General features: G+C 71.8%; 23 protein-coding genes. 10 read left to right on the plus strand and 13 right to left on the minus strand.

The window, feature by feature from the left end; translation table 11 throughout:
• Positions 1-64: 64 nt before the first annotated feature.
• Positions 65-1,213: a methyl-accepting chemotaxis protein gene (locus tag AB0368_RS03565; protein WP_366152178.1), complete on the plus strand. Its 1,149-nt coding sequence runs from the start codon at positions 65-67 to the stop codon at positions 1,211-1,213.
• A 26-nt stretch (positions 1,214-1,239) separates the two neighbouring features.
• On the opposite strand, the gene AB0368_RS03570 is transcribed toward AB0368_RS03565, so the two are convergent.
• The 4 genes from AB0368_RS03570 to AB0368_RS03585 all read right to left on the minus strand — a co-directional run bounded on the left by AB0368_RS03570 (position 1,240) and on the right by AB0368_RS03585 (position 5,693).
• Positions 1,240-2,289 (minus strand): aldo/keto reductase, encoded by a 1,050-nt coding sequence (locus tag AB0368_RS03570; protein WP_366152179.1) that lies wholly within the window; start codon positions 2,287-2,289, stop codon positions 1,240-1,242.
• Positions 2,290-2,331: 42 nt separating this feature from the next.
• Positions 2,332-3,714, minus strand: a complete 1,383-nt coding sequence (locus AB0368_RS03575; RefSeq protein WP_366152180.1) for a hypothetical protein — start codon at positions 3,712-3,714, stop codon at positions 2,332-2,334.
• Positions 3,711-5,162, minus strand: coding sequence for a M20/M25/M40 family metallo-hydrolase (locus tag AB0368_RS03580; RefSeq protein WP_366152181.1), 1,452 nt, complete (start codon positions 5,160-5,162; stop codon positions 3,711-3,713). Before AB0368_RS03580 ends, AB0368_RS03575 begins: the two co-directional genes overlap by 4 nt.
• 93 nt (positions 5,163-5,255) lie before the next feature.
• Positions 5,256-5,693 (minus strand): CBS domain-containing protein, encoded by a 438-nt coding sequence (locus AB0368_RS03585; protein ID WP_366152182.1) that lies wholly within the window; start codon positions 5,691-5,693, stop codon positions 5,256-5,258.
• Between the two features lie 196 nt (positions 5,694-5,889).
• Here AB0368_RS03585 and AB0368_RS03590 point away from each other — a divergent pair, with 196 nt between their 5' ends.
• A complete protein-coding gene (locus AB0368_RS03590) occupies positions 5,890-7,077 on the plus strand; it encodes a hypothetical protein (RefSeq protein WP_366152183.1) in 1,188 nt (395 codons plus the stop codon).
• Between the two features lie 78 nt (positions 7,078-7,155).
• On the opposite strand, the gene AB0368_RS03595 is transcribed toward AB0368_RS03590, so the two are convergent.
• From AB0368_RS03595 to AB0368_RS03610, 4 genes are all read right to left on the minus strand, one after another.
• Positions 7,156-8,610, minus strand: a complete 1,455-nt coding sequence (locus AB0368_RS03595) for an amino acid permease (protein WP_366152184.1) — start codon at positions 8,608-8,610, stop codon at positions 7,156-7,158.
• Between the two features lie 219 nt (positions 8,611-8,829).
• Complete coding sequence (locus AB0368_RS03600; protein ID WP_366152185.1) at positions 8,830-9,033, minus strand: hypothetical protein; 204 nt, start codon at positions 9,031-9,033, stop codon at positions 8,830-8,832.
• Positions 9,034-9,331: 298 nt separating this feature from the next.
• Positions 9,332-9,934, minus strand: a complete 603-nt coding sequence (locus AB0368_RS03605) for a response regulator transcription factor (RefSeq protein ID WP_366152186.1) — start codon at positions 9,932-9,934, stop codon at positions 9,332-9,334.
• A complete protein-coding gene (locus AB0368_RS03610) occupies positions 9,931-11,022 on the minus strand; it encodes a histidine kinase (RefSeq protein WP_366152187.1) in 1,092 nt (363 codons plus the stop codon). Before AB0368_RS03610 ends, AB0368_RS03605 begins: the two co-directional genes overlap by 4 nt.
• Positions 11,023-11,131: 109 nt before the next feature.
• Here AB0368_RS03610 and AB0368_RS03615 point away from each other — a divergent pair, with 109 nt between their 5' ends.
• From AB0368_RS03615 to AB0368_RS03645, 7 genes are all read left to right on the plus strand, one after another.
• Complete coding sequence (locus AB0368_RS03615) at positions 11,132-11,749, plus strand: ABC transporter ATP-binding protein (protein WP_366152188.1); 618 nt, start codon at positions 11,132-11,134, stop codon at positions 11,747-11,749.
• Entirely contained in the window at positions 11,746-12,453 is a 708-nt protein-coding gene (locus AB0368_RS03620) for an ABC transporter permease (protein ID WP_366152189.1), read from the plus strand. Before AB0368_RS03615 ends, AB0368_RS03620 begins: the two co-directional genes overlap by 4 nt.
• A 163-nt stretch (positions 12,454-12,616) precedes the next feature.
• The gene (locus tag AB0368_RS03625; protein ID WP_366152190.1) at positions 12,617-13,033 is read left to right on the plus strand and encodes a nitroreductase/quinone reductase family protein; all 417 of its coding nucleotides are present in this window, start codon (positions 12,617-12,619) and stop codon (positions 13,031-13,033) included.
• A gap of 56 nt (positions 13,034-13,089) precedes the next feature.
• Positions 13,090-14,337, plus strand: a complete 1,248-nt coding sequence (locus AB0368_RS03630) for a saccharopine dehydrogenase NADP-binding domain-containing protein (protein ID WP_366152191.1) — start codon at positions 13,090-13,092, stop codon at positions 14,335-14,337.
• A gap of 23 nt (positions 14,338-14,360) precedes the next feature.
• The gene (ligA, locus tag AB0368_RS03635; RefSeq protein WP_366152192.1) at positions 14,361-16,550 is read left to right on the plus strand and encodes an NAD-dependent DNA ligase LigA; all 2,190 of its coding nucleotides are present in this window, start codon (positions 14,361-14,363) and stop codon (positions 16,548-16,550) included.
• On the plus strand, positions 16,550-18,310 hold the full coding sequence (locus tag AB0368_RS03640; RefSeq protein WP_366152193.1) for an acyl-CoA dehydrogenase: 1,761 nt from the start codon (positions 16,550-16,552) through the stop codon (positions 18,308-18,310). The genes ligA and AB0368_RS03640 overlap by 1 nt, the downstream gene beginning before the upstream one ends.
• 80 nt (positions 18,311-18,390) lie before the next feature.
• Positions 18,391-19,068, plus strand: coding sequence for an NUDIX domain-containing protein (locus AB0368_RS03645; RefSeq protein ID WP_366152194.1), 678 nt, complete (start codon positions 18,391-18,393; stop codon positions 19,066-19,068).
• Here the strand turns inward: AB0368_RS03645 and AB0368_RS03650 are convergent.
• The 5 genes from AB0368_RS03650 to AB0368_RS03670 form a co-directional block, all read right to left on the minus strand.
• Complete coding sequence (locus AB0368_RS03650) at positions 19,065-19,322, minus strand: HAD family acid phosphatase (RefSeq protein WP_366152384.1); 258 nt, start codon at positions 19,320-19,322, stop codon at positions 19,065-19,067. The genes AB0368_RS03645 and AB0368_RS03650 overlap by 4 nt on opposite strands.
• Positions 19,280-19,681, minus strand: coding sequence for a hypothetical protein (locus AB0368_RS03655; protein ID WP_366152391.1), 402 nt, complete (start codon positions 19,679-19,681; stop codon positions 19,280-19,282). Before AB0368_RS03655 ends, AB0368_RS03650 begins: the two co-directional genes overlap by 43 nt.
• 64 nt (positions 19,682-19,745) lie before the next feature.
• The gene (locus AB0368_RS03660; RefSeq protein WP_366152195.1) at positions 19,746-20,360 is read right to left on the minus strand and encodes a TetR/AcrR family transcriptional regulator; all 615 of its coding nucleotides are present in this window, start codon (positions 20,358-20,360) and stop codon (positions 19,746-19,748) included.
• A 45-nt stretch (positions 20,361-20,405) separates the two neighbouring features.
• Complete coding sequence (locus tag AB0368_RS03665; RefSeq protein WP_366152196.1) at positions 20,406-21,986, minus strand: MFS transporter; 1,581 nt, start codon at positions 21,984-21,986, stop codon at positions 20,406-20,408.
• Positions 21,987-22,121: 135 nt separating this feature from the next.
• Complete coding sequence (locus AB0368_RS03670) at positions 22,122-23,042, minus strand: FAD-dependent oxidoreductase (RefSeq protein WP_366152197.1); 921 nt, start codon at positions 23,040-23,042, stop codon at positions 22,122-22,124.
• A 106-nt stretch (positions 23,043-23,148) separates the two neighbouring features.
• Between AB0368_RS03670 and AB0368_RS03675 the strand changes: the two genes are divergently transcribed.
• The gene (locus tag AB0368_RS03675) at positions 23,149-24,042 is read left to right on the plus strand and encodes a LysR substrate-binding domain-containing protein (RefSeq protein WP_366152198.1); all 894 of its coding nucleotides are present in this window, start codon (positions 23,149-23,151) and stop codon (positions 24,040-24,042) included.

Consider the following 24,042-nt stretch of genomic DNA (forward strand, 5'->3'; position numbering starts at 1 on the left):
AGAAGCTCAAGTCCGCGGGCTCCCGGCCGACCAGACATACGTGCCGCGATTCAATCCTTTCCGCATGTTCCCGAGCATCCGCGCCCTCATGATCTTCCTGGCGATCGCGCTGAGCGCGAACGCCTCGGTGATCCTGACGATCGGGGCGGCCCTGCTCTACGAGGGTCCGGCGCCGTCGGGGTTCGTGACCCGGATGGCCCTGCTCGGCGTCGGCAACGTCGTCTTCTGCTTCCTCGTCGTCCTCTGGGCGGCGCGGGCCATCACGCTGCCTTTCCAGCAGATCCGCTCGTTCCTGGGCCGGCTGGTGGCCGGGGACCTGCGCGGCCGGGTCGAGGTGGGCGGGCGCGACGAGGTGGCACAGACGGCCCGCTCGCTGAACGAGCTCACCGAGCTGCTCGGCGGTGCCGTCGGGGCGCTCCGCACCAACGCCGCCGAGCTCGTGCAGTCGGCGGACCGCCTCGGTACGGTCAGCGCCGACCTGGACGGCGACGCCGCCCAGGCCTCGGGCCGGGCCTCGGCGATGGGCGAGTCCGCGGCCCGGGCCACGGCCAGCGTCGCCTCGATCGCCGCCGGAGCCGCGCAAGTGGAGGCGAGCATCGCCGAGATCGCGCGCAGCTCCGCGACGGCCGCCGAGGTCGCCGCGCAGGGCGTGCAGACGGCGACCGAGGCCAACCAGACGGTGGCCCGGCTGGGCACCAGCACCGCCGCGATCCAGGACGTGGTCCGCGCGATCACCGCGATCGCCCAGCAGACGAACCTGCTCGCGCTCAACGCCACGATCGAGGCGGCGCGGGCCGGCGAGCAGGGCAAGGGATTCGCCATCGTCGCCGGCGAGGTCAAGGACCTGGCCCTGCAGACTGCCGCGGCCACCGAGGACATCAGCGCCCGCATCTCCGCCATCGGGACCGACAGCGCCGCGGCGGCCCAGGCGATCACCGAGATCGGCGAGTTCATCGGCCGGGTCAGCGAGCTCCAGACCACCATCGCCGGCGCCGTCGAGGAGCAGACCGCCACGTCCCGCGAGATCGGTGCGGGCGTGGCCGGCACGGCCGGGCACTGCGAGGCGATCGTCGCCGACGTCAGCGACGTGTCCGAGGCGGCCGGCAGCACCGCCACCGGTGCCACGCAGACCCGGCAGATGGCCGGCACCCTACGGGAGACGGCCCGCAATCTGAGCGTCATCGTCGACCGGTTCTCGGTCTCCGACAGCTAGGAGTCGCCGGCGATCGGTTGCGGTCGTCAGAGGTGCGGGCCGAGCAGGGTGAGGTCCGCGGGAGAGAGCCGGTCGCGGGCGGTCTTCGCCTGGTGCCAGTACGGGTACAACAGCGGCGGCGCGCTCGCCTCGTCCAGCCGGGCGCGTTCCTCGTCGCTCAGCTTGAGGTCGGCAGCCGCCAGGTTGTCGGCGAGCTGCTCGCCGGTGCGCGCGCCGATGACCAGCGACGAGACGGCCGGCTTGCCGAGCAGGTACGCCAGTGCCACCTGAGCCGCGGAGACGCCTCGCTCCTGTCCGATGGAGACGAGCACCTCGACGGTGTCGTAGAGCCGCTCCTGGTCGTGCACGGGCGGCTCGTTCCAGTCCGTGAGCTGCCGCGACCCGGCCGGCGGCTGCTGACCCCGCCGGTACTTGCCGGACAGCAGGCCACCGGCGAGCGGGCTCCACACCAGCACGCCGAGTCCCTGGTCGACGGCGGCCGGGATGAGCTCGTACTCGGCGTCGCGGGCCTGCAGCGAGTAGTAGATCTGCTGGCTGACGAAGCGGGACGCGCCGGTGCGGTCCGCGATGCCGAGCGCCTTCATCAGCTGCCAGGCGGCATAGTTCGAGGCACCGGCGTAGCGCACCTTGCCCTGCCGCACCAGCAGGTCGAGGGCCTCCAGCGTCTCCTCCAGCGGAGTGTGACCGTCCCACTCGTGCACCTGGTAGAGGTCGATGTGGTCGGTCCGCAGCCGCCGCAGGCTCGCTTCGCACCCGGCGACGATGTGGTGCCGGGAGAGGCCGGCGTCGTTGGGACCCGGGCCCATGGGCATGCGGACCTTCGTCGCGACGAGCACCTGCTCGCGGCGGCCCTCGAGCACCTCGCCGACGATCTCCTCGGACGCCCCCTCCGAGTAGACGTCGGCGGTGTCGATGAGATTGACCCCGGCATCGAGACACCGGTCCACCTGCCGCCGAGCCTCGGCGACGTCCGTGGCGCCGACGGCGGCGAAGTTCCCCTTGCCGCCGAAGGTCATGGTGCCCATGGTGAGGACGGAGACTCTGAGGCCGGACCGGCCGAGCTGACGATATTCCATACCCGTCAACCTAAGGCCGGTTCCGCCTCGCCGCCGGGCGACTCAGCTGACCAGCAGGCCCAGGGCCGCGCCGCCGCTGCCCAGGGCGGCCAGCACCTCGTCGGTCGTCAGCCGCGGCGGCGGCACCGCACCCAGCGGCGCCGCCGTGGCCAGCACCGTGGACGCGTGCGCGACCGGCAGCGGGAGGAGCGGGTAGTGGCTCAGCGCCAGCGGATCGGCGTGCGGGCGCAACCGCGCGAACGCCGCGACCGAACGCCACTGCGCGGCCGGCGCGTACGCCTCGGATCGCGAACCGGGCGGCTGCGGGAGCACCGTCACCGTGTCGAATCCCGCGCTCCCGGCGAGCCACCACTCGGCGGCCTCCACCGATTGCCGGGTCGCGGACTCCAGCCAGTACGGCACCAGTCCGGCCGTCAACGTCAGCCACGGATCGACCAGCGTGCCGGAGCTGACCAGGCAGTGTTCGCCTCCGCCCCGCTCGGCCGCCAGCCAGCGGCGGTACAGCCCGGCCACGAAAGCGCTCAGCGCCGACGGACGCGCGTACCGGATCCGCAAGGGCGTGGTCGCGCACCGGCGCAGGTCGGCGCCGAAGTCCGGTTCGCCCGCCACCTCGGCCGTGCCCTGCCGCGCGTCCTGGTAGGGCGCCGCCCACTGCACCTCGTCCAGCGCCGCGAGGGTCCGGCGGAACCCGGGATTGTCCGGTGTGTAGTCATCGGGTTCCCAGCCGCTGACCGGGCTGCCCAGCTGGAAGCTGTGCCCCGGGGCGAGCTCGAGGACCGGCCAGGTCCGCACGTCCCGGACCATGAGCGCGGCCGCTCGCGGTTCGAGCCGCGAGCGCAGGAAACTCCGGTACGCCGCCGGCAGCCGCCGCCACCGCACGTGCAGCGTGATGGTGGTGCCGCAGAGGGTGCCACGCTGCACCGGGTCGTGCACCTGCCGCACGGACACGTCCGGGTTGGCCGCGATGATGGAGTCGGCGACGATCGCCCCCCACTCCATCGCACCCTCCCAGTCCCCGACCGCCCCGCCGGGCCACGGCACGGTGACGCTGAAGCTGTCGGGCAGCCAGGGCGCCCCCAGCGCGGCCGCGAGGTGACACGCGCCCCCGTGCGCAGACCCGATAAGAACCGCCGGGTACGTGTCCGCGGGATAGTGCGCGGTGATCCAGGACGCGACCGCATCGGCGTCGAGCCGGGCCGCCAGCCCCACGGGCAGCGCCTCCTCGGCGGCGTCGTACGCCAGCGCCTCCAGGCGTACGTGCTCGCGTACCGTGGGCCGCTGCCCCAGCGTCGGCACCCGGCTCAGGCTGCGGCAGTCCTGCCCGGCGACGGCCCGCGCCGTGGCCTCCAGGAGGCCGCCACCCAGGCTGTCGGCACAGATCACCCGGGTCGCGCCGGGCGTGCCCGCGTCCTTGAAGTCCGTCACGGCTGGTCGGCTACCCCGGCCGTACCTGTGTCAACCGTGCCGTTTTCGCCGTAGTCCGGTACTTCTGCAGTCACCCGGGAGGAGGACAGCCGGTCCCAGAAGGAGGCCAGCGTGGCCGCGCCCGCGACCAGAACGTCGAGGGCGACCCGCTCGTCGTCGTCGTGCCAGCGGTCCTCGGGCAGCCCCGTGCCGAAGAACAGCAGCGGTGCGCCGATCTTGCGCGCGAGCAGGCTCGCGGGCCCGCCACCGGCGTTGCCCATCCGCCCGGCCGGCGCACCGAAGCCGTCCTCCATCGCCGCGGCCAGCATCGCCACCGCGGGATGGTCCTCCGGCGTCCGGTACGGCTCCTGCCCGGTCTCCTCGCCGATGCTCAGCTCGTAATCGAAGCCGTCGCTGATCGTCGTCGCGACCCACCGGCGCAGCTGGTCCGCCACCTCCGCGACGGTCTGGTCGGGCACGGTGCGGATGCTGATCGCGGCCGTCGCCACCGCCGGTACGGCCCCGCGCGAGGGACCGTCCGGATCCCCGGCGACGACGGTCAGCACCTCGGCCGCGGGCCGCGCCCAGAGCCGCTCGAGGACGGTGAAGCCCGCCTCGCCGCAGATGCTGCGGGTCTCGGAGCGGGTCAGCCAGTCCTCGTCGCTGTAGGGCAGCGCCGCCAGCTGTTCCCGGGTACGCCCGGAAGGTTCCACCACCGCGTCGTAGAAGCCGGGCAGCGTGACCCGGCCCTTGTCGTCGTGCAGCGCGCTGATCAGCCGGGCCAGCTCGACCGCCGGGTTCGGCGCCGGCCCGGACACCGCGCCGCTGTGCACGTCCCGCAGGGGGCCGTGGATCTCGAGCTCGGCGAGCAGCATGCCGCGCATGCTCAAGCAGACCGCCGGGTGCTCCCGGTGCCACAGCAGCGTGTCGGAGAAGACGATGAGATCCGCCCCGGGCCGGTGCTCGTCGAGCAGGCCGGCGAGCTGGGCGGAGCCGGTCTCCTCCTCGCCCTCGACCAGGACCTTGAGGTTGACCGCGGGGGCGTCCCGGCCGGTGGCGGCCAGGTGCGCGCGCAGTCCCCACAGGTGGGCGAGGACCTGGCCCTTCGCGTCGGAAGAACCCCGGCCGTAGACGTAACCGTCGCGCAGCACCGGCTCGAAGGGGGCGGTCTCGGACCACTGCTCGTCCTTCACCGCCCGCACGTCGTGGTGGCTGTACACCAGCACGGTCGGCGCACCGGGGGCGGCGCACCACTCGGCGTACACGGTGGGCGTACCGTCGGCCGGCCAGATCTCGACCATCGGGAAGCCGAGGTCACGCAGCCGCCCGGCGAGCCAGTGCGCGGAACGGATCACCTCAGGGACGTGCTCGGGCACGCCGGCCACGGACCGCAGCCGGAGCCACTCGCAGAGCTCGTCGGCGAGCCGATCGCGGCGGTCGTTCAGGAAGGAGTGGATCTCGCTCGGCATGGCGGCCGTCTACCCGCGCCGATTCGGGACAAACACCGCGGCACCCGCCTTAACGGGTAGCCGGATGCCGCGTCAGGTCCTTGTCGTCCTCGGTCAGCTGCGTTCCCCGGTGATGTAGCCGCTGAGCGCCGAGGTCTCCACCTCCAGCTCGGTGATGCGCTTCTTCACCACGTCGCCGATGCTGACGATGCCGGCCAGCCGGCCCCCGGCCACGACCGGGACGTGCCGGAAGCGGTGCTCGGTCATGAGCCGCTCCACCTCCGCCACGTCGGCCTCGGGCCCCACCGTGTGCACCCGGGTCGTCTGGATGGCGGAGACCGGGCGGGCGAGCACGGCGGCACCGTGCTCGGCAAGCCGGCGGACGATGTCGCGCTCACTGACGATGCCCTCGACGGTGGCGCCGTCGGCGGACACCACGGCGGCACCGATGCGGTGCTCGGCGAGCGTGGCGAGCAGTTCCTGGACAGTGAGGTCGGGGGTCACGGTCACGACACGGTCGCCCTTGTCGCGCAGTACGTCGCTGATGCGCATCTGTCCTCCCGGGTCCTGCGAAAGTTCCGGCCCCTCCTACCCTAGAACGGGAGAACGCTCTCCTCCGAGTGCTCCCGCACTTTGATCCTTTCCGGGCGCCATCTACCACCCCAGGAGATCAACAGGCTTCCGTACAGTGACGGGGCCGCGTCGCGGCGCTAAGTTGCTTCGATGAGCGACTCCCCGAGGAGGCCGGATGAGCCGGGGCGACGGATCCACCATGGTCACGACCCGCTTCGTATGGGTGCCGCACGGCACCGCGGCCGGCTGGCTCCTGCTGCACAGGACGGTCGCCGACCGCGCCACGGGTGAGACGTCCGACGATTTCTGGCGGTCGGAGGAGATCTCCCCGGAGGCGGCCACGGCCGGGGCGTTCCCGGACGCCGACGCGGAATGGCGGCGCATCGTCACCGGCGAGCCCGTACCGTTCCTGCTCTGGCCGTTCTTCCTGGCCGCCGTCACCGACCGGGAGCTACCGGCGGTACGCGAACAGATCCTGCGCTCCGTGATCCGCCCGCTCGCGGACATCAGCGCCGAGCTGGTCGCCGCACCCGGCGGCCCCGCCGTGATCACACCCCGCGTCACGCTCGCGGGCGACCCGTTCGGTCCTGCCGCGGCCGACCTGGACCTCGGCGAGGGCTGGGAATCCGCGGACCTCGACCCCGCCGGCCGCCGCGCCGGGCTCCTGGCGGCCGTGGACCGCCGGATCAGCGTGGCCGACGTGCCAGGCCCGCCCGTCGCCGGCCAGGTGACGGTGAACCGGTTCGTGGCCCGCGCCGGGACGGCACCCTCCGGCCTCGGCGCGGCGCTCGAGCGGCAGGACGTCCGGCAGGCGATCGCGGACCTGCTCGGCGACCCCCGCGACCAGGCCGCCCGCGAGACACTCTCGGGAGACCTGCGCGCCCACGGCTTCCCGGTCGCCGCGGAACCCCTGCGCCTGGCGAACCTGCCGCGCCCCGGCTTCCTCGGCCGCCTCGTGATCTTCTGCCACGAGGACGCGACCGTCTACCGGATCGCCACGCTGCCGGCGTGCGCGGAGGCGCTGGAGGAACACCCCGGCCTGGCCGCAGCGCTGGCGGCGTACGTCTGCCCGCTCGACCCGGCCACCCGCGGCGACGACCGGGCCCGTGAGGCATTGCGGGCTGCGCTCGCAGAGCTGCCGCCGGAGTGGGAGACCCCGTGCGAGCGCGGCGCAGGTCTCGCCCCGCCGGCCTGGGACGAAGTCACGGTCGCGACCCGCCACGATGGCGTCCCGGCAAGCGATGGGCGGCCTCGCAAGGTGGAGATCAGTCACGTCGAGCTCGTGGACAGCACCGGAGTGCAGAGCTGGCGGATCGATCTGTCGTCGCCCACGGGATACCGCACCACCGACCTGGACTCCTGAGCCTGCGCTGGTCCCCCGTCGTCCCCGGGCCCTTCGCCCGCTGGTTGCGGTGCGTCGCGGCTCAGCCGGGAGCTGCGATCAGGACACGCGTCCGGCGGTGGCCACCCGGCTGCGGCGGCGTCCGTACCCCAGGTAGACGACGAGGCCGAGCACCATCCAGGCGAGGAAACGCAGCCAGGTCTCCACCGACAGGTTGGTCATGAGATACAGGCAGGCCAGTGCCGACACCACCGGCACGACCGGCGACCACGGCACGCGGAACGGCCGCTCCAGGTCCGGCATCGTCCGCCGCAGAATCGGTACGGCGGCCGACACGATGACGAACGCGAACAACGTACCGATGCTGACCAGGTTCGCCAGCGACGAGAGCGGTACGAGGCCGGCGAGCAGGGCGATCCCGGCGGTGACCACGAGGGTGGTGCGGTACGGCGTACCCCAGCGGGGATGGACCGCCCCGGCGGCCGCAGGCAGCAGACCGTCGCGGGACATCGCAAAGCCGATCCGGCCGATCGCGACGATGTCGACCAGGATGACGCTGGTGAGCCCGGCAACGGCGGCGATCGAGACGAGCGCGGAGGCCCACCCGGCGCCGACCGCCGAGAACGCCGAGGCGATCGGCGCGCCCGGGTCGATCTCCCGGTAGTCGACCATGCCGACCACCACGAAGGACACCAGCACGTACAGCAGGGCGGAGACCGCCAGCGTGCCGAAGAGACCCAAGGGCAGGTCGCGCTTGGGACGCCGGGTCTCCTCGCCGAGGTTCGCCACCGCCTCGAACCCGGTGTAGGCGAAGAACACGACGGCAGCCGCGGTGAGCACCCCGGCGATGCCGAACGCGGAAGGCTCGAGCCCGAACAGCACCTGCGACAGCGGCCGCGTCAGCCCGGACTCCCCGGCACCGGACGGCTGCGCGGGCGGCACGAACGGCGTCAGATTCGCGGTCCTGAGGAAGAAGGCCCCGGCGACGACGACGAACAAACAGATGGCGACCTTGACGGCGACCAGCACGTTGGTGACCCGGGACGACTGCCGGATCCCCAAGGTGGCCACGCCGCCCAGCACCAGGGTGATGAGGACGGCACCCACGTTCACAGCGCTGGTCTCGCCGAACACCGATCCCGGCAGGTGCAGCAGCTCGGCGAGATATCCGGACCACCCCCGCGCCACGACGGCCGCACCGAGCGCGAACTCGAGCACGAGGTCCCAGCCGATGATCCACGCGATGATCTCGCCCATGGTGGCGTACGCGTACGTGTAGGCACTGCCCGCGGTCGGGACGCTGGACGCCAGCTCCGCATAGCAGAGGGCGGCGAGGAGGCTCGCGACGCCCGCCAGGACGAAGGAGAGGATGACGGCCGGGCCGGCGTGGTCGCGCGCCTCGATGCCGGTGAGCGTGAAGATGCCCGTACCGATGACGATGCCGATCCCGAACCCCATCAGATCCAGCGGCCCGAGCCGCCGGCGCAACTGCTGGCCGTCGCCTCCGTCGTCACCGCCCTGCGCGACGACGTCCGCGATGGGTTTGGTCCGCATGACCGACACGCTGGCACTCCTCCCGCAGCACTTGTGCGCGGCCGGGGTACCCGCGGACCGGCTTCCTTAACACGGCAGGCCGCGCTCGTGCCTGCCGCCGCCAGCACTCCGGTCCGAGCTGACCGCCACACGGCCGCCGTGAGAAGCACCCTGATCCGGACCGTGCTCACGCCTACCGCTGTCAGCGCGGCCCGGGCTCTTGCAGCACGGCTACCGGGGTCAGCGTCCGAAGGCGAAGCGGCGGCGCTTCTTCTGGCGCCCGAACTGGCCCTGCAGCGTGTCCGCACCGCGACGCAGCAGGCGGGTGCCACGGCTCGGCCCGCGCCGCGCCTCGACGGCGTCGCTCAGCTTGCGGGCACCCGCGGCGGCGAGTGGGATTGCGACGGCCATCACGACGTAACGGCGAAGGAGTGCGAACAACATCTGTCTGATCTCCCTATGAGCTGGGTCCTTGCGCCTCTGCATACCCAGCTCGGGTATTCCCCACCCCCCTCTCGCCCATCCGATGCACACTCCGGCTTCGGACGAGCGACAGGCCGCTCCGTCCAACCCGCCGGCTCACGACACCATCAGATCCATCCCTTCCTCCCAGGCGCTCGCCTCCGCCCCTCCCGCGGGCATTCAGATCCCCCCTCCTTCCAGGCAGTCACCTCCCGCCTCCTCACCAACACTCAGTTCCGCCCCTCCTCCAGTCGCTCAGATCCACCCCTCCTCCGGCCGCTCAGATCCACCCCTCCTCCCAGGCATGGTGCGCGGCGGCGTGGCGGGTCGCCGCGTTCAGTTTCGTCATGGCATGCGAGAGGTAGTTGCGCACCGTTCCCGGCGCCAGATGGATGCTCGCGGCGATCGCCGCCACCGTCGCCCCCGTGCGGGCGATGCGTAAGACCTCCAGCTCCCGGTCCGTGAGCGGGCAGGGGTTCTCGGCCATGGCGCTCGCCGCGATCTGTGCGTCGACGTAGCGGCGGCCGCCGTGCACCGTACGGATGATCTCCGCGAGCCGGGCGGCCGGCGTGGTCTTCGGCACGAACCCGGCGACGCCCGCCTCGAGAGCCCGGCGCAGGATGGCCGGGCGAGCATGCCGCGTGACCAGCACGATGGGGATGGCGAGCCGGGTACGGATCTCGATCGCGGCCGCCAGGCCGTCGCCTGGTGGCATCTCGAGGTCGAGGACGGCGATGTCGGGACGCTCCTGCATTGCCACGCTCACCACCGCCTGGCTGTCGGAGGCTTCGCCGACGACCTCCAGGTCGGGCTCGAGGCCGAGCAGCGCCGCGAGAGCGCCGCGGATGAGGTCCTCGTCGTCCGCGAGCACGAGGCGGATCATGCGGTCACCGGGACAGTGGCACGAACGAGGAAGCTCTCGGCCGTACCGGAATAGTCAACCTTGCCGCCCGCGGCGTCGAGCCTGTCGGCAAGGCCGGCCAGGCCACCCGCCGGGCCGGGCTCCGGACCGAGTGGCCGATCGTTGGTGAAGAGCAGTTCGGTGAAGCCGTCGGCGGCTGACACCTTGATCTCGCAGCGTTTCGCCGAGCTGTGACGGAGGACGTTCGTGGTGCACTCCCTGACCACAAGACCGAACAGGCCCTTGGCGGGCTCGGGAACGTCCGGCAGCTCGGAGACGGAGACCTCGATCCCGGCCGAGCGCAGCAGCCGGGCTGCATTGACTATCTCCCGGTCCAGGGCGACCTTGCGGTAGCCGTTCACCACGTCGCCGGTTTCCTCCAATGCCCGCAGCGCCAACGCCTGGATGTCGCGTATCTCAGCGGCGGCGCCGGCCGGGTCGCCGGTGACGAGGTGTCCGGCGAGTTCACTCTTGAGCGCGATCGCGTGCAGGCTGTGGCCTTGGATGTCGTGCAGGTCCGCCGCGAACCGCAGTCGTTCCTCCGCCACCGCGGCGGCACGTTCCAGCTTGCGGGCCTGCTCGAGGCGTTCGGCCACGTGCAGGACCCAGATCTGTGCGTACAGCCCGGCGGCGCCCAGCGCGGTGATGGCCGCGTCGACCAATGCCTCCGTCACGGCACCGCGCGATCCGACCAGGGCGGCCAGGAAGGCGAGGCTGCAGCCCGCGACCGGCACGACGGGTGGAGGCCACGTCGCCCAGGCCGCGGCGGTGACGCAAGCCAAGGGAAGCACCCAGGGAAAGCCGCCCGTGTCGTTCGCCCGGGCTACGACGACCACCACGGCCGCCGCGAGTGCGCCTACGGCCAGGACGGTATGCGGCACGGCGCGGGCGAAGAGGACGGCCGCCACCGTGAGAGCCACCGTGGAGGCGACGATCGACGTCGCCGCGGCTCCCGACGGCAGATTTCCTACTTCCGCGACCAGGATGAGCTCGATCGCGATCAGGCAACCGAGGAGCGTCCACCATGTCAGGCGGCGCAGCAGCGGAAGACCATCGGGAGGTGCGTTCACGCCACCATGATGCTGCTTGCGCTGCCGTTTGCCGAGATGACATCTGTCATCAAGGATGCTGAGTTTCGCCACTACCTGCAGGGCCTGGAAAGGCCCGAGACTCGAACCCATGACAACGACGCTGACCTGCCGCAGAGTGGGTTTCTCCTACGGGCCATACGAGGCCCTGCAGGACGTGGACCTCGATGTGAGACGCGGCGAGATCGTGGCGCTCGCAGGAGCCAACGGCGCGGGGAAGACAACGCTGCTCGAGGTGGTGCTCGGGTTGCGCCGGCCCGCCTCGGGCACGGTGTGTCTGCTCGGGCGGGACCCCTACCGGGAGCGCCGCCGCCTCGCACACGCCGTCGGAGCGGTGTTTCAAGAAAGCGGATGTGCGCCGGACCTCACCGTCGCCGAGACCGTAGGGATGTGGCGCCGCCTGCACCGGCGACCCGTCGGCGACCACGATCCGGTAGCGGAGCTGAACCTGGAGCATCGGGAGCGCATCAGGGTGCGGCAGCTCTCCGGCGGTGAACGGCGACGGCTGGACCTGGCGGTCGCACTCATCGGAGAGCCGGATCTGCTCGTGCTGGACGAGCCGACGACCGGCCTCGACCCCGAATCGCGTGTTCTGGTGTGGGACCTGCTGCGGCATCGGCGCCGCAAAGGCACGTCAGTCCTGCTCTCGACTCACCTGCTCGAAGAAGCTTCTCCGCACGCCGACCGCGTCGAGGAGGTCGTCCGATGAGGGCCCTGGCGAGCGCGGAGTTCCGCCTTCTGGCGCGCAGCCCCTTCGCCATCGTCATGGCGGGATTGCTGCCGGCCGCGGTCGGTTTGCTGATCGTGTGGGCCGAGCAGGACAGCGGTCGGGCGGGGTGGGGCGGCGCGGCCGGGTTGCTGCTGGTGACTCTTGTCGCCTTCACGGCGTACGCGGGGGGCACCACCACCCTTGCCGCCCGCCGTCAGCAATTCGTGCTCAAGCGGCTGCGCATGTCGGGTGCCCGTGACGCGGAGATCCTCGGCGCGGTGCTGCTGCCTCTGGCAGTGCTGACCCTCGTTCAGGCGGCCGTCCTCCTCGGGGTGCTGGTCGCGGCGGGTCACCGACCGGCCCAGCCGTGGCTGATGGCGGCAGCCGCCGTCGCCGGGACGGCGGCCGGGAGTGTCTTGGCGGTCGCGACGGCGGTGGTGACGCCCAGCCCCGAGCTGGCCCAGCTCACCACCTCACCGATCGCTCTCGGGTTCTTCGGCGGGGGCCTGTGGGCCGTCCGTACGCCACCGGCCGAGGTCTCGTGGGCGATGCTCGCCGTACCCGGTGTGCCGATTACGCAGCTTGCCCGGGCGGCGTGGGACGGGGGCCCGGGCGTGCTTGCGGCGATCCTCGCGGTCATCGCACTCAGCGTGCTGGTGGCGCCGGCCGCGGTGAGGGCCTTCGCCTGGGATCCACGCCGATGAGGCGCGGGCACCGCTCTTGACCCAGTTCGGTGGTCACCGCCCAGGTGGGCAGGCGATGCCAACGGTCGCAGGCTAACTGGTTACGACTTCGAAGGATTATCGCCGACCGTCCCGAGTAGATTCCGTTCCACGACATCCCAAGGTGAAGCGAGGTCGAACTGCAATGGCGTCGTTCAACGACACGGTGATCGAGACGTTCCGCCGCCAGCACGGCGTACTCGGCGGCCACTGGGAGGGGAAGACGCTGGTGCTGCTGCACACGACCGGCCGCCGCTCCGGCAAGGCACGCGTGAATCCCCTCGTCGCGGCCCCGGACGGCGACGCCTACGTGGTCTGCGGCAGCCTCGGCGGTGCGCCGGAAGATCCGCAGTGGGTGGCCAACCTCGAAGCGATGAACGGGCCGGTGACCATCGAGCTGGGCGCTGACACCGTGCGGGCCGACCATGCCGTGGTGCGGCCCGGAGAGCCGGAGTGGGAGCACCTCTACGGCATCTGGCGCGATTACTGGCCCGACGCCCCCGAATACGAGAAGAAGACCGGTCGCAAGTTTCCGGTGGCGAGATTGACGGTCCGTTCCTGATGGCACCCTCACCGCCGCTCGGCGAGCAACCAGCGAATGCCGCACAATCGACCGGCATGAGGGATCATGACATCGTCGTCTACGGCGCCACGGGGTTTGTCGGCGCGCTCGTCGCGGAGTATCTGGCCGGTCACTCCCCTGCCGGCATCCGCATCGCGCTCGCCGGCCGGTCCGGCGAGCGGCTCGCCTCCCTGCAACACCGGCTCGGTGTCGACTGGCCGCTCATCGTCGCCGACGCGAACGACACCGACGCGCTGGCTGCCATGGCCGCTTCCACTCGCGTCGTGGTCACCACCGTCGGACCGTACGCGAAGTACGGCCGTGCCCTCGCCCATGCCTGCGCCGCCGCGGGCACGGACTACGCCGACCTGACCGGCGAAGTGCTCTTCGTGCGGCACAGCATCGACGAGAACCACGAGCTGGCCCGCTCGACCGGCGCCCGGATCGTGCACTCGTGCGGCTTCGACTCCATCCCGTCCGACCTCGGCGTGCACGTCCTGCACAAGCAGGTGACCGCCGACGGCGCCGGCGAGCTGGGCGAGACCACGCTCGTCGTCACGAGCCTGCGGGGCGGGTTCAGCGGCGGCACCATCGACTCGATGCGCCATCAGCTGGACGTCGTGCGCAAGGATCGTGATCTGAGGCGGATCGCCGCGAGCCCGTACTCGCTCAGCCCCGACCGGGCCGCCGAGCCCGACGTCGGCCGCCAGGAGGATCACGTCTCACTGCGCGGCACCGACGTCGATCCCGCCCTGCGGGGCAGCCTCGCCCCGTTCGTGATGGCCTCCTACAACACCCGGATCGTGCGGCGGAGCAACGCGTTGCGACATTTCGCGTACGGGCGGAGCTTCCGTTACCGCGAAGCCATGAGCGTCGGCTCCTCGCCGCTGTCCCCGCTGATCGCGGCCGGCACGAAAGTCGGTCTGGCGGCGCTCGTCGTCGGTCTCTCGCTGCCGCCGACCCGGTTCGTGCTCGACCGCATCCTGCCCAAGCCCGGTGAGGGACCGAGCGAGCGCGCCCGCCGCGAGGGGCATTTCACGATGGACCTCTACACCCGGACCACCACCGGGGCGCGCTACACGGCCCGCTTCCGGGCCAAGGGCGATCCCGGGTACGCAGCCACGGCGTTGATGCTCGGCGAGGCAGCCCTGGCCCTCGCCGCCGACCGGGACTCCCTGCCGCCGTCGGAGGGCGGGGTGCTGACGCCCGCCACCGCGATCGGCGACGCTCTGGTCGACCGGCTCCGGACCGCGGGCGTCGAGATCAAAACCCGCAATCTGTCGGACCCCTCCGGTAAGAACTGAGTGTCACGAGGGGAAGGTGTCACATGTCCGCCGTTCACGAGGTCGCGCCGGTCGTCGACGCCGCCCACGCCGAGCCGTATGCCACCCGCGACGAGTATGCGGGTGCCATCGGCCGGATCCGCTCCGCTGCCGAGGCGTACTACGCCGGCGCCGACCTCGTCATGGACGACGCGGCCTATGACGCTCTCCTCGCCCGCGTCGCGGCCACCGAGAGTGCACAGCCGGGCTGGGCAGCGAGCGACTCGCCGACCACCACGGTCGCCGCCGGGATAGCCGGAGGCGACGTCGAGCACAGCACGCCGATGCTCAGCCTCGACAACGTCTTCGACGGTGACGAGCTGGCGTCATGGGCCGCCCGGCTCGAACGTGTTCTCGGGCGGCCGGCGAACGGCTACACGGTGGAGCCCAAGATCGACGGGATGGCCGTCGCCGCCCGGTACGTCGACGGCCGGCTCAGCCAGGTGGCGACCCGCGGCGACGGGCGGGCCGGCGAGGACGTGACGGTCAACGCCCGGCTCGTCGCGGGCCTGCCCGCCGAGCTCGCCCGGCCCGTCACCGTGGAGGTCCGCGGTGAGGTGTTCATGACCGACGCCGACTTCGAACGGGCCAACGAGCTGAGGACCGGCCACGGCGGCACCGCGTTCGCCAACCCGCGCAGCGCGGCGGCAGGCACATTACGCGCCCAGGATCGCGCCTACGATGCGCCGCTGTCCTTCTTCGCCTATGCGGTGCACGACCTGCCCGGTGGCGAGGGCCTGTTCCACTCCGCCGCCATGGCCGCCATCGCAGACCTGGGGGTAGCCACCACCGCCGGCCCAATGGCCGCCATCACCGAGCCGGGGGTCACTGCCACCACCACCCCGACCGCCGCCACCACGGACCCGGAAGCCACCACCACCTCCAGCCCGCCGGCCGGAATGCCCCTGTGCGCCACGATCGACGACGTACTGGCCGCGATCGAGTCTCTCGGCGCTGCCCGGGGCAGTCTGGGGTTCGACATCGACGGCGCCGTGGTCAAGGCCGACGACCCCGCCGACCGCGACCGGGCCGGTTTCTCCAGCCGTGCGCCGCGCTGGGCCGTCGCGTACAAGTTTCCCGCCGATACCCGCACGAGCAGGCTGGTCGGCATCGAGGTGCAGGTCGGCCGCACCGGCGTGATCACGCCGGTGGCGGTGCTGGAGCCCGTGCAGGTGGGCGGCGTCGTGGTCACGTCGGCGACCCTGCACAACTTCGACGACCTGGTCCGCCGGGACGTGCGGGTGGGCGACGCGGTCTTCGTCCGCCGCGCCGGAGACGTCATTCCTGAGATCACCGGGGCTCTGCTCGACGCGCGGCCGGACGGCGCCACCGCATTCATGCCGCCGCAGGTCTGTCCGCGCTGCGGCGGTGAGATCGATCGTTCGCAGAAACGCTGGCGCTGCGTGCGCGGGCGGGCCTGCGGGGCGGAGGAGTCACTGGCCTACTTCGCGGCTCGCGACTCCATGGACATCGAGGGCCTCGGCGACAAGGTCATCGCGGGGCTGGTCCGGGCCGGCCTGGTCACCGATCCCGCCGACCTGTACGACCTTGACGCCGAGTCCCTGGCCCAATTGGAACGTCTCGGCCGGACGTCGGCGGCGAAACTCGTCGCGACCATCCAGGGGTCGAAGACCCAGCCGCTGTCCCGGGTCCTGACCGGCCTGGGCGTACGGATGACCGGCCGATCGATGTCACGCCGCCTGGCCCGCCACTTCGGCACCATGCCGGCGTTGCAGGCGGCCACGGTCGACGACCTTCAGCGGGTCGACGGCGTCGGCCCGGAGCGAGCCGCCACGATCGCGGCGGAGCTGGCCGAGCTCGCCCCGGTGATCGCGAAGCTGACCGCCCGCGGCCTCACCATGAGCGAGCCGGAGCTTCCCACCCGTCCCGCCGCGCCGGGGTCTGCGGAGGCTCTGGAAGCTCCCCGCTTGCCCCTTCAGAGGGAGGATGGCAGCCCGATGACCGTGGTGGTGACCGGCTCGGTTCCCGGCCTCAGCCGCACCGAGGGCAACGAGGCCGTCGAACGCCTCGGCGGCAAGTCGTCCGGCTCGGTGTCGAAACGCACCGACCTCGTGGTGGTGGGCGACGGGGCGGGTTCGAAGGCCACGAAGGCCGAGGAACTGGGCATACCCTGCATGCCGGCTGAGGAATTTGCCACACTCCTCGCCCAGCTCACAGCCGTTAGGCTCGGCTGATGTCCCGCATCCTGTCGCAGCGTGATCTCGAGTTCCTCCTCTACGAGTGGCTCGATGTGGAGACGCTGACCGAGCTCCCCCGGTTCACCGAGCACTCGCGCGAGACCTTCGACGCGTTCCTCGAGGTCTCCGCGCGGATCGCGGAGCGGGAGTTCGCGAACCACAACCGCGAGAACGACCTGCACGAGCCGACCTTCGACGGCGAGCGGGTCACCGTCATCCCCGAGGTCAAGGCCGCGCTCAAGGCGTTCAGCGACACCGGGCTGCTCGCCGGGGCGCTGGACGAGGAAGTCGGCGGTCTGCAGCTGCCGCAGGTCGTGTTGCGCGCCTGCTTCGCCTGGTTCCAGGCCGCGAACATTGCCACGTCGGCGTACCCGATGCTCACCATGGGCAACGTCAACCTGCTCCTCGCGTACGCGAAGGAGGAGCATGTCAAAGCCTTCGCGCGACCGATGATCGAGGGCCGGTTCACCGGCACGATGTGCTTGTCGGAGCCGCAGGCGGGTTCGTCGCTGGCCGACGTGACCACCCGGGCCGTGCCCGTCGGCGACGGCGTCTACCGGCTGACCGGCAGCAAGATGTGGATCTCCGCCGGCGACCACGAGCTGAGCGAGACGATCGTGCACCTGGTGCTGGCGCGGGTCGCGGGCGCGCCGGCCGGCGTCAAGGGGCTGTCGCTGTTCATCGTTCCCAAGCACCTGCTGGGTCCGGACGGCGCTCCCGCCGAACGCAACGACGTCGTGCTTGCCGGGCTCAACCACAAGATGGGCTTCCGCGGCACCACGAACGCGGTGCTGTCGTTCGGCGACGGCACGCACACACCACTGGGTGCGCCCGGCGCGGTCGGCTATCTCGTGGGTGAGGACGGAAGCGGCCTCACGTACATGTTCCACATGATGAACGAGGCGCGGATCGGGGTCGGGGCGGGCGCGGTCGCGTTGGGTTACACCGGGTATCTGCATGCGCTGGCGTACGCGAGGGAACGCCAGCAGGGCCGCCCGGCGGCGGACCGGAATCCGTCGGCGCCGCCGGTGCCGATCATCCGGCACCCTGACGTGCGCCGGATGCTGCTGGCTTCCAAGACCTACGTCGAGGGGGGCATGGCCCTCATCCTGTACGCGGCCAAGCTCCTCGACGACGACTCCCCGGACGCCCCGCAGCTCCTGGACGTGCTGACCCCGATCGTCAAGGCGTGGCCGTCGCAGTGGTGCCTCAAGGCCGACGACTACGCGATCCAGGTCCACGGCGGGTACGGCTACACCCGCGAGTACCCGGTCGAGCAGTTCTACCGCGACAACCGCCTCAACCCCATCCACGAGGGCACCGACGGCATCCAGGCGCTGGACCTGCTCGGCCGCAAGGTCACCATGAACGGCGGCGCGGGCCTGGCACTCCTGCTCCGCACGATCGGCACGACGATCGCGGGGGCGCCACCGGAGCTCTCGGGCATGGCCGGAGCGCTCGAGGCGGCCTGCGCCCGGCTGGCCGAGGTCACCCGCCGGCTCTGGGCGTCCGGCGACCCGGACAAGGCCCTGGCGAACGCGACCGCCTACCTCGACGCGGCGGGGCACATCGTCATCGCATGGATGTGGCTGGAACAGGCGATCGCGGCGGCGGGCAAGGAGGGCGCCTTCTACGACGGCAAGCGGCTGGCGGCGAGATATTTCTTCGACCACGAGCTGCCGCGGATCGGCCCGTGGCTGGACCTCCTGGCGAGCGGCGACACCCTGCTGGCCGACCTCGACGACGAGGTGCTCTAGCACATCGAAGAGGGCAGGCCGGGTGCTCCAGCGCATCGATGGGGGGTGGGCGGGGCGTGTTACCGCGATAGCGTTCGGGCATGGATTCGACGATCTTGCCGGTGCCCGGCGTCGACGTTCCCGACCATCGTGGCCGCACCGGCCTGGACCGGGCGGGACGGGATCTGAGCGGCAACCCGGATGTCGTGGTCACGGACGTGGAGTTGCTGGCCAGCGGCTGGCACGTGCTGCGGCGGACCACGTTCGACTACCGGCATTCCGACGGGAGCTGGACCACCGAGCAGCGGGAGACCTACGACCGGGGCAACGGCGCCACGATCCTGCTGTACGACTCCGGGCGGCGGACGGTGCTGCTCGCCCGGCAGTTCCGGTATCCGGTGTACGTCAACGGTCATCCCGACGGCATGCTGCTGGAGACGGCCGCCGGGCTGCTCGACGACGACGATCCCGAGACGGCGATCCGGCGCGAGGCGGGTGAGGAGCTCGGCGTGACCGTCGGCGAGATGGAACACGTTTTCGACGTCTTCATGAGCCCGGGTTCCGTCACCGAGCGGCTGCATTTCTACGCCGCGCCCTACACGCCGGAGGCTCGGACGGCCTCCGGCGGTGGGCTGGCCCACGAGGGCGAGGACATCGGTGTGGTGGAGCTGCCGTTCGACGAGGCGCTCGACATGACTTACGACGGCCGTATCGCCGACGCGAAGACGGTCATGCTGCTGCAGTGGGCCGCCCTGCGAGGGCCGTTCCGGCGCGCCTAGACCAGCTGGCCGTCGTAGTCGGGGAGCTTGAAGGTGCGGTCGGCGTGGCCGCCGGAGAGGTCGCTGGGGCTGTTGCCGATGTTGGCCACGATGCGGTAGCCCTGCGCCTCGATCGCCTTGCGGGCGTCGGCCTTCAGTTCCGCGTCAGGCTGGGTGTTGAACCAGGGCCGCAGGTACACGCGCTCGATCGGGTAGCCGACGGACTGCAGGTTCAGCTCGGTCTGCCAGCCGAGGATCTCCGGGCGGGCGGTGATAAGAAGATCGCCGCGCCGTCGGCGTCGGCCTGGCGGGCGATGTCCAGGATCGGTGGGGTCGCCGGAGAGGTCAGGCCCGGACGGTACGTCGTCTGCAGCGCGGTGTTGTCGATGTCGAACACGACGGCGGGTTTCAGCGACGGGTTCGGCAGGACGTCGTCGAGGTAGCCGGCGGCCTGCCCGGCGACGGCGGTGACGTCGGCGATCCAGGTCTGGTACGGGGGCAGGGCCTGGGTGCGCACCTGCACCGCGGCGGCGGGGGGTGCCGGGGCGGCGGAGGCGGGTGCCGGGGCGGCGAGGACGAGGGCGACGGTGGCGGCAGCGGCGGTGCTGAGGCCCGCGCGGGCTCGGAGATTCATGACCATCAACATAGATAGTCATCCACGTACTGGGCCATAACTAGAGGTGACCGAAAGGCTACGGTCAGGCGGCCGCGCCTCGGAGGACGGCGTCGACGAGCGCTTCGGCGTACCCCTCGATCGGGATTCCGGGGTTCCAGTTGAGCATGTTCTGCGCGATTGTCGGGCCGGTGAGCATCAGCAGGGTGAGCTCGACGTCGAGGTCGGCGCGCAGCTCCCCGGTCTCGACGCCGCGCCGCAGCACCTGGCGCATGACGTCGCGGCGGGGCTCGATGATGGCCTGGTAGACGGCGTGCATCTCCGGGCTCTTCACCATCTCCGGCACGAGGCAGGCGGTCACTTTGCCGTACTGCTCCATGCGCTTGTTGCGGGTTTGCGCGACCAGCATGATCAGGTCGTCGCGGACCGACTCGCCGGCCGGGACCGGCAGCGGGCCCTTCATCCGGGCCACCGCGTCGATGAGCAGGGCCTCCTTGTTGGGCCAGCGGCGGTAGATCGTCGCCTTGCCCACGCCCGCCCGGGCCGCCACCGCCTCGATGGAGAGCGCGTCGGCGCTCTGCCCCTCGCCGAGCAGCGCCGTCACGGCGTCGAGGATGGCCTCCGCGGCCCGGGCATCGCGGGGCCGGCCAGGAGCCTTGCGGCCCTGGTCGGTCCCCGCGTCAACGCTGACCGTCGTCATGCGCTCCATTGTTACCGAGCCTTCACTTTCCGGCTACGGCGGCCGTCACGCCTCGACCAGTTCCACGCCCTGTTCCTCGGCGAGACCCTCCGCGGTCGTCGCCGCGGGCGCCTGCGCGGGCCGCTTGCCGGGCAGCCAGATCACCGCGACCAGGGCCCCGAGGAGCGCGAACACGGTGGTGCCGATGGACGCGTAGTGCATGGCGGAGATGTACGCGTCGTTGGCGCTCTGGATCAGCGCCGGCCCCGCGGGCCCGGCCTGGGTCGCGACGCCGTACGCACCGGAGACGGACTCGCTCGCCGCGTCCCGGGCGGCGGCAGGCAGCGCGGCCGTGGCGCCGGCCATGTCGTCGCGGTAGGACGAGGAGAGGACGGCTCCGAGCGCCGCGACGCCGAGCGCGCCGCCGACCTGGCGGACGGTGTTGCTGACGGCCGACCCGACACCGGCCTTCTCCCGGGGCAGCGCGGCCATGATCGACTCCGTGGCCGGGGGCATGACGTTGGCCATGCCCACGCCCATGATGAAGAACAGGGCGCCGACGATCCAGATCGGCGTGGTGGCGCCGATGACCAGCCAGCCGGCCAGGCTCACCGCGACGAGCAGCAGGCCCACCGTGCTGACCGCCTTGGGGCCGAAGCGCTTGACCATGGCGGCGCTGCGGGGGGCGAACACCATCTGGCCGACCGCGAACGGGACGAAGAGCACGCCCGAGGCGAGGGGGCCGTACCCGCGGACGAGCTGCAGGTAGAAGGCGCTGAAGAACATCGAGCCCATGGCTGCGAAGAAGACCAGGCCGATCATGCCGGTCGAGGCGGCGAACTGCCGGTTGGTGAACAGCCGGACGTCCAGCGACGGGAACGGGATGCGGCGCTCGTAGGCGACGAAGAGCGCGAGCACCACGGCCGCGCCGGCCAGCGCGCCCCAGGACCCGGGCTGGCCGAAGCCGTTCTCGCCGCCCTCGATGACGCCGTACGTCAGCAGGGTCAGGCCCAGGATCGACAGCAGCACGCCGACCAGGTCGATGCGGCCGGGCCGGGGGTCGCGCGACTCCGGGACCAGGACACTGACCAGGACGATCCCGGCGATGACCACGGGTACGTTGATGAAGAAGACAGAGCCCCACCAGAAGTGCTCGAGCAGCACGCCGCCCACGATGGGGCCGATGGCGACGCCGATGCCGACCGCGCCGGCCCAGACGCCGATCGCCCGGCCGCGCTCGTGCGGCTCGAAGACGTTGGCGATGATCGACAGGGTGGCCGGCATGACGGCGGCGGCGCCCAGGCCCATGAGGGCGCGGGCCCAGATGAGCTGGTCGGCCGACTGCGCGTACGCCGACAGCAGCGACGCCACGCCGAAGAGCCCCAGCCCGATGGTGAGGGTGATCCGCCGGCCGAGCCGGTCGGCGAGGATGCCGGCGGTGAAGAGCAGGCCGGCGAAGACGAGGGTGTACGAGTTGATCGCCCATTCGAGCTGCCCCTGGCTGGCGCCGAGGCCGGCCTGGGGGTCGGCGATGGTGCGCAGGGCGACGTTGAGGACGGTGTTGTCCAGCACGACCACGAGCAGGCTGATGACGAGCACGCCGAGAATGGCCCAGCGCCGCGGGTGTCCCGTTTGCGGAACGTCCATGTGGTGGTCCCCCGAGAATCCGAGAATTACGATACGGAACTGTTCCGTATCACGAACCGACCCTAGGACGCCGGTCTGCAATACGGAACGGTTCCGTATCGGATTGTGGCGATCGCCACTGTCCAAGGGCCCGGATCAGGCGAGGGCCAGGTCCGCGACCTCGTCGGCGCACCCCCACGACAGGGTCACGCCCGCTCCCCCGTGGCCGTACGCGTGCACGACCCGTCCCCCCGCCACCTCCTCGGCCGCCACCCGGGGACCACCGCGCCGCGCCGGCCGGATACCGATGCGGTCGCCGTACACCGGCGTTCCGGCCAGCTCCGGCACCAGGGCGGTGCATCGGCGCACGATGGCGGCCCGGGACGCGGCGTCGGGGGTCAGGTCGGCGCGGCCCTCCTCGAAAGTGCCGCCCAGCACGACGTCGTGCCGGCGCGGGTGGACATACGTGATGCCGGCGGGGCTGTCCTCGTCGCGTACCGACTCGCGCAGGCCCGGATTGGGCACGAGCACGATCTGACCGCGTACCGGAACCATCGCGGGATCGGCCGCCGCCAGACCTGTCGCATGGACCACCACCGGGGTCTCCGCCAGGAGATCCTCCGGCCGGGTCACCCGCCGGTGCACGAACCGGCCGCCCGCCGCCACGATCCGGTGCTGGAGCCACGGCAGGTAGACGTCCATCTCGGCCAGCGGCGCGGCGAACCTCAGCTGCTGCGCGTACGGCTCGGGCGCGCTGGTCAGCGACGCGTCCCCGGGCGCCCACCACGGCGGCTCGCCGATCGGGGTCCGCAGCAGCATCCGGGTGTCGCGCAGCAGCACCCCCGGAACCCGTGCCCGGGCCTGGGCCAGCAGCTCCGCCCGGGTCCGCGTGGCCCAGCGCAGCACCCGTTCGCCGCCGTCGGTGTGCGTCGGGTACCAGACCGCCGCAGCGACCGCCGACACGGTGTCGAGGGCGTGCCGGTCGGCCACCACCGTCACCCGGGCGCCGCGCTCCTGCAGGCGTACGGCGGCGGTCAGCCCGATGATCCCTCCGCCGAGGACAGTCACATTCGTCATGCCCGCATCGTGGCGACCGGGCCGTAGCGGTGGCCAATAGCCGTTGCCGCAGCGGCGATAAGAAGCGCCTATGCCACGGCCGCCCGGTCCCGCCTACGCTCGGCGCATGGGGGACGCAAGAATGACCGGGGCCGAGCTGGACCGGCTGCGATCGTTCCGGGTGCTGGCCGAGGAGCTGCATTTCACCCGGGCCGCGGCGCGGCTGCACCTGACACAGCCCGCACTCAGCCAGCAGATCCGCGCGCTCGAGCGGCAGCTCGGCACGGAACTGGTACGCCGGGACGCCCGCGGCTGCACCCTCACCGAGGTGGGCCGCCTGGTCGCCGCCGAGGCCGGGCGGGCGCTGGCCGAGGTGGACGGCGCGGCCGCACGGATCCGGGCGGCGGTCGGCGGACGGGACGGACGTCTGCGGCTCGCGTACACCCGGTCGGCCCGCGGCGGGCGGGTCGACGCGCTCGTGGCCCGCTTCCGGGTGCTGCACCCGCTGGTCGAGGTGGTGCCGGAGACCGCCTGGACGGCGCCCAACGTGGCGGGTCTGCTATCCGGCCGCTTCGACGCCGCGTTCGTCCGGCCGCCGATCGACGAACCCTCGCTCGTCTGCCGGCACGTCGACAGCGAGGAGCTGCTTCTGGCCGTACCGGAGAAGCACCGCCTCGCCACGCACAGGCGCATCCACCGCGCCGACATCCTGGGCGAGCCGGCCGTGATGTGGCCGCGGGAGAACGCCGCGGGCATGTACGACCGCACGATCGCCCAGGTGTGGCCCGACGGCGGGTTCCACCTGGTCCGGCACGAACCCGACGACGAGCAACTGCTGCGTGCAGTGGCCGAGGGCGCGGCCATCGCGGCTGTGCCGGCGGGCCGGGCGCGGGCCCTCAAGGTGCCCGGCGTGCGCCTGCGCCGGTTCGCCGCACCGACGCCCACGGTGGACATCGCGCTGGCCTACCCCCGCGACACCACCAACCCCGCGGTACACCGGCTGGCAGCATTGGTGCGATAG

The organism is Actinoplanes sp. NPDC051475 (assembly GCF_040689425.1).
In the GTDB taxonomy this organism is placed as follows: Bacteria; Actinomycetota; Actinomycetes; order Mycobacteriales; family Micromonosporaceae; genus Actinoplanes.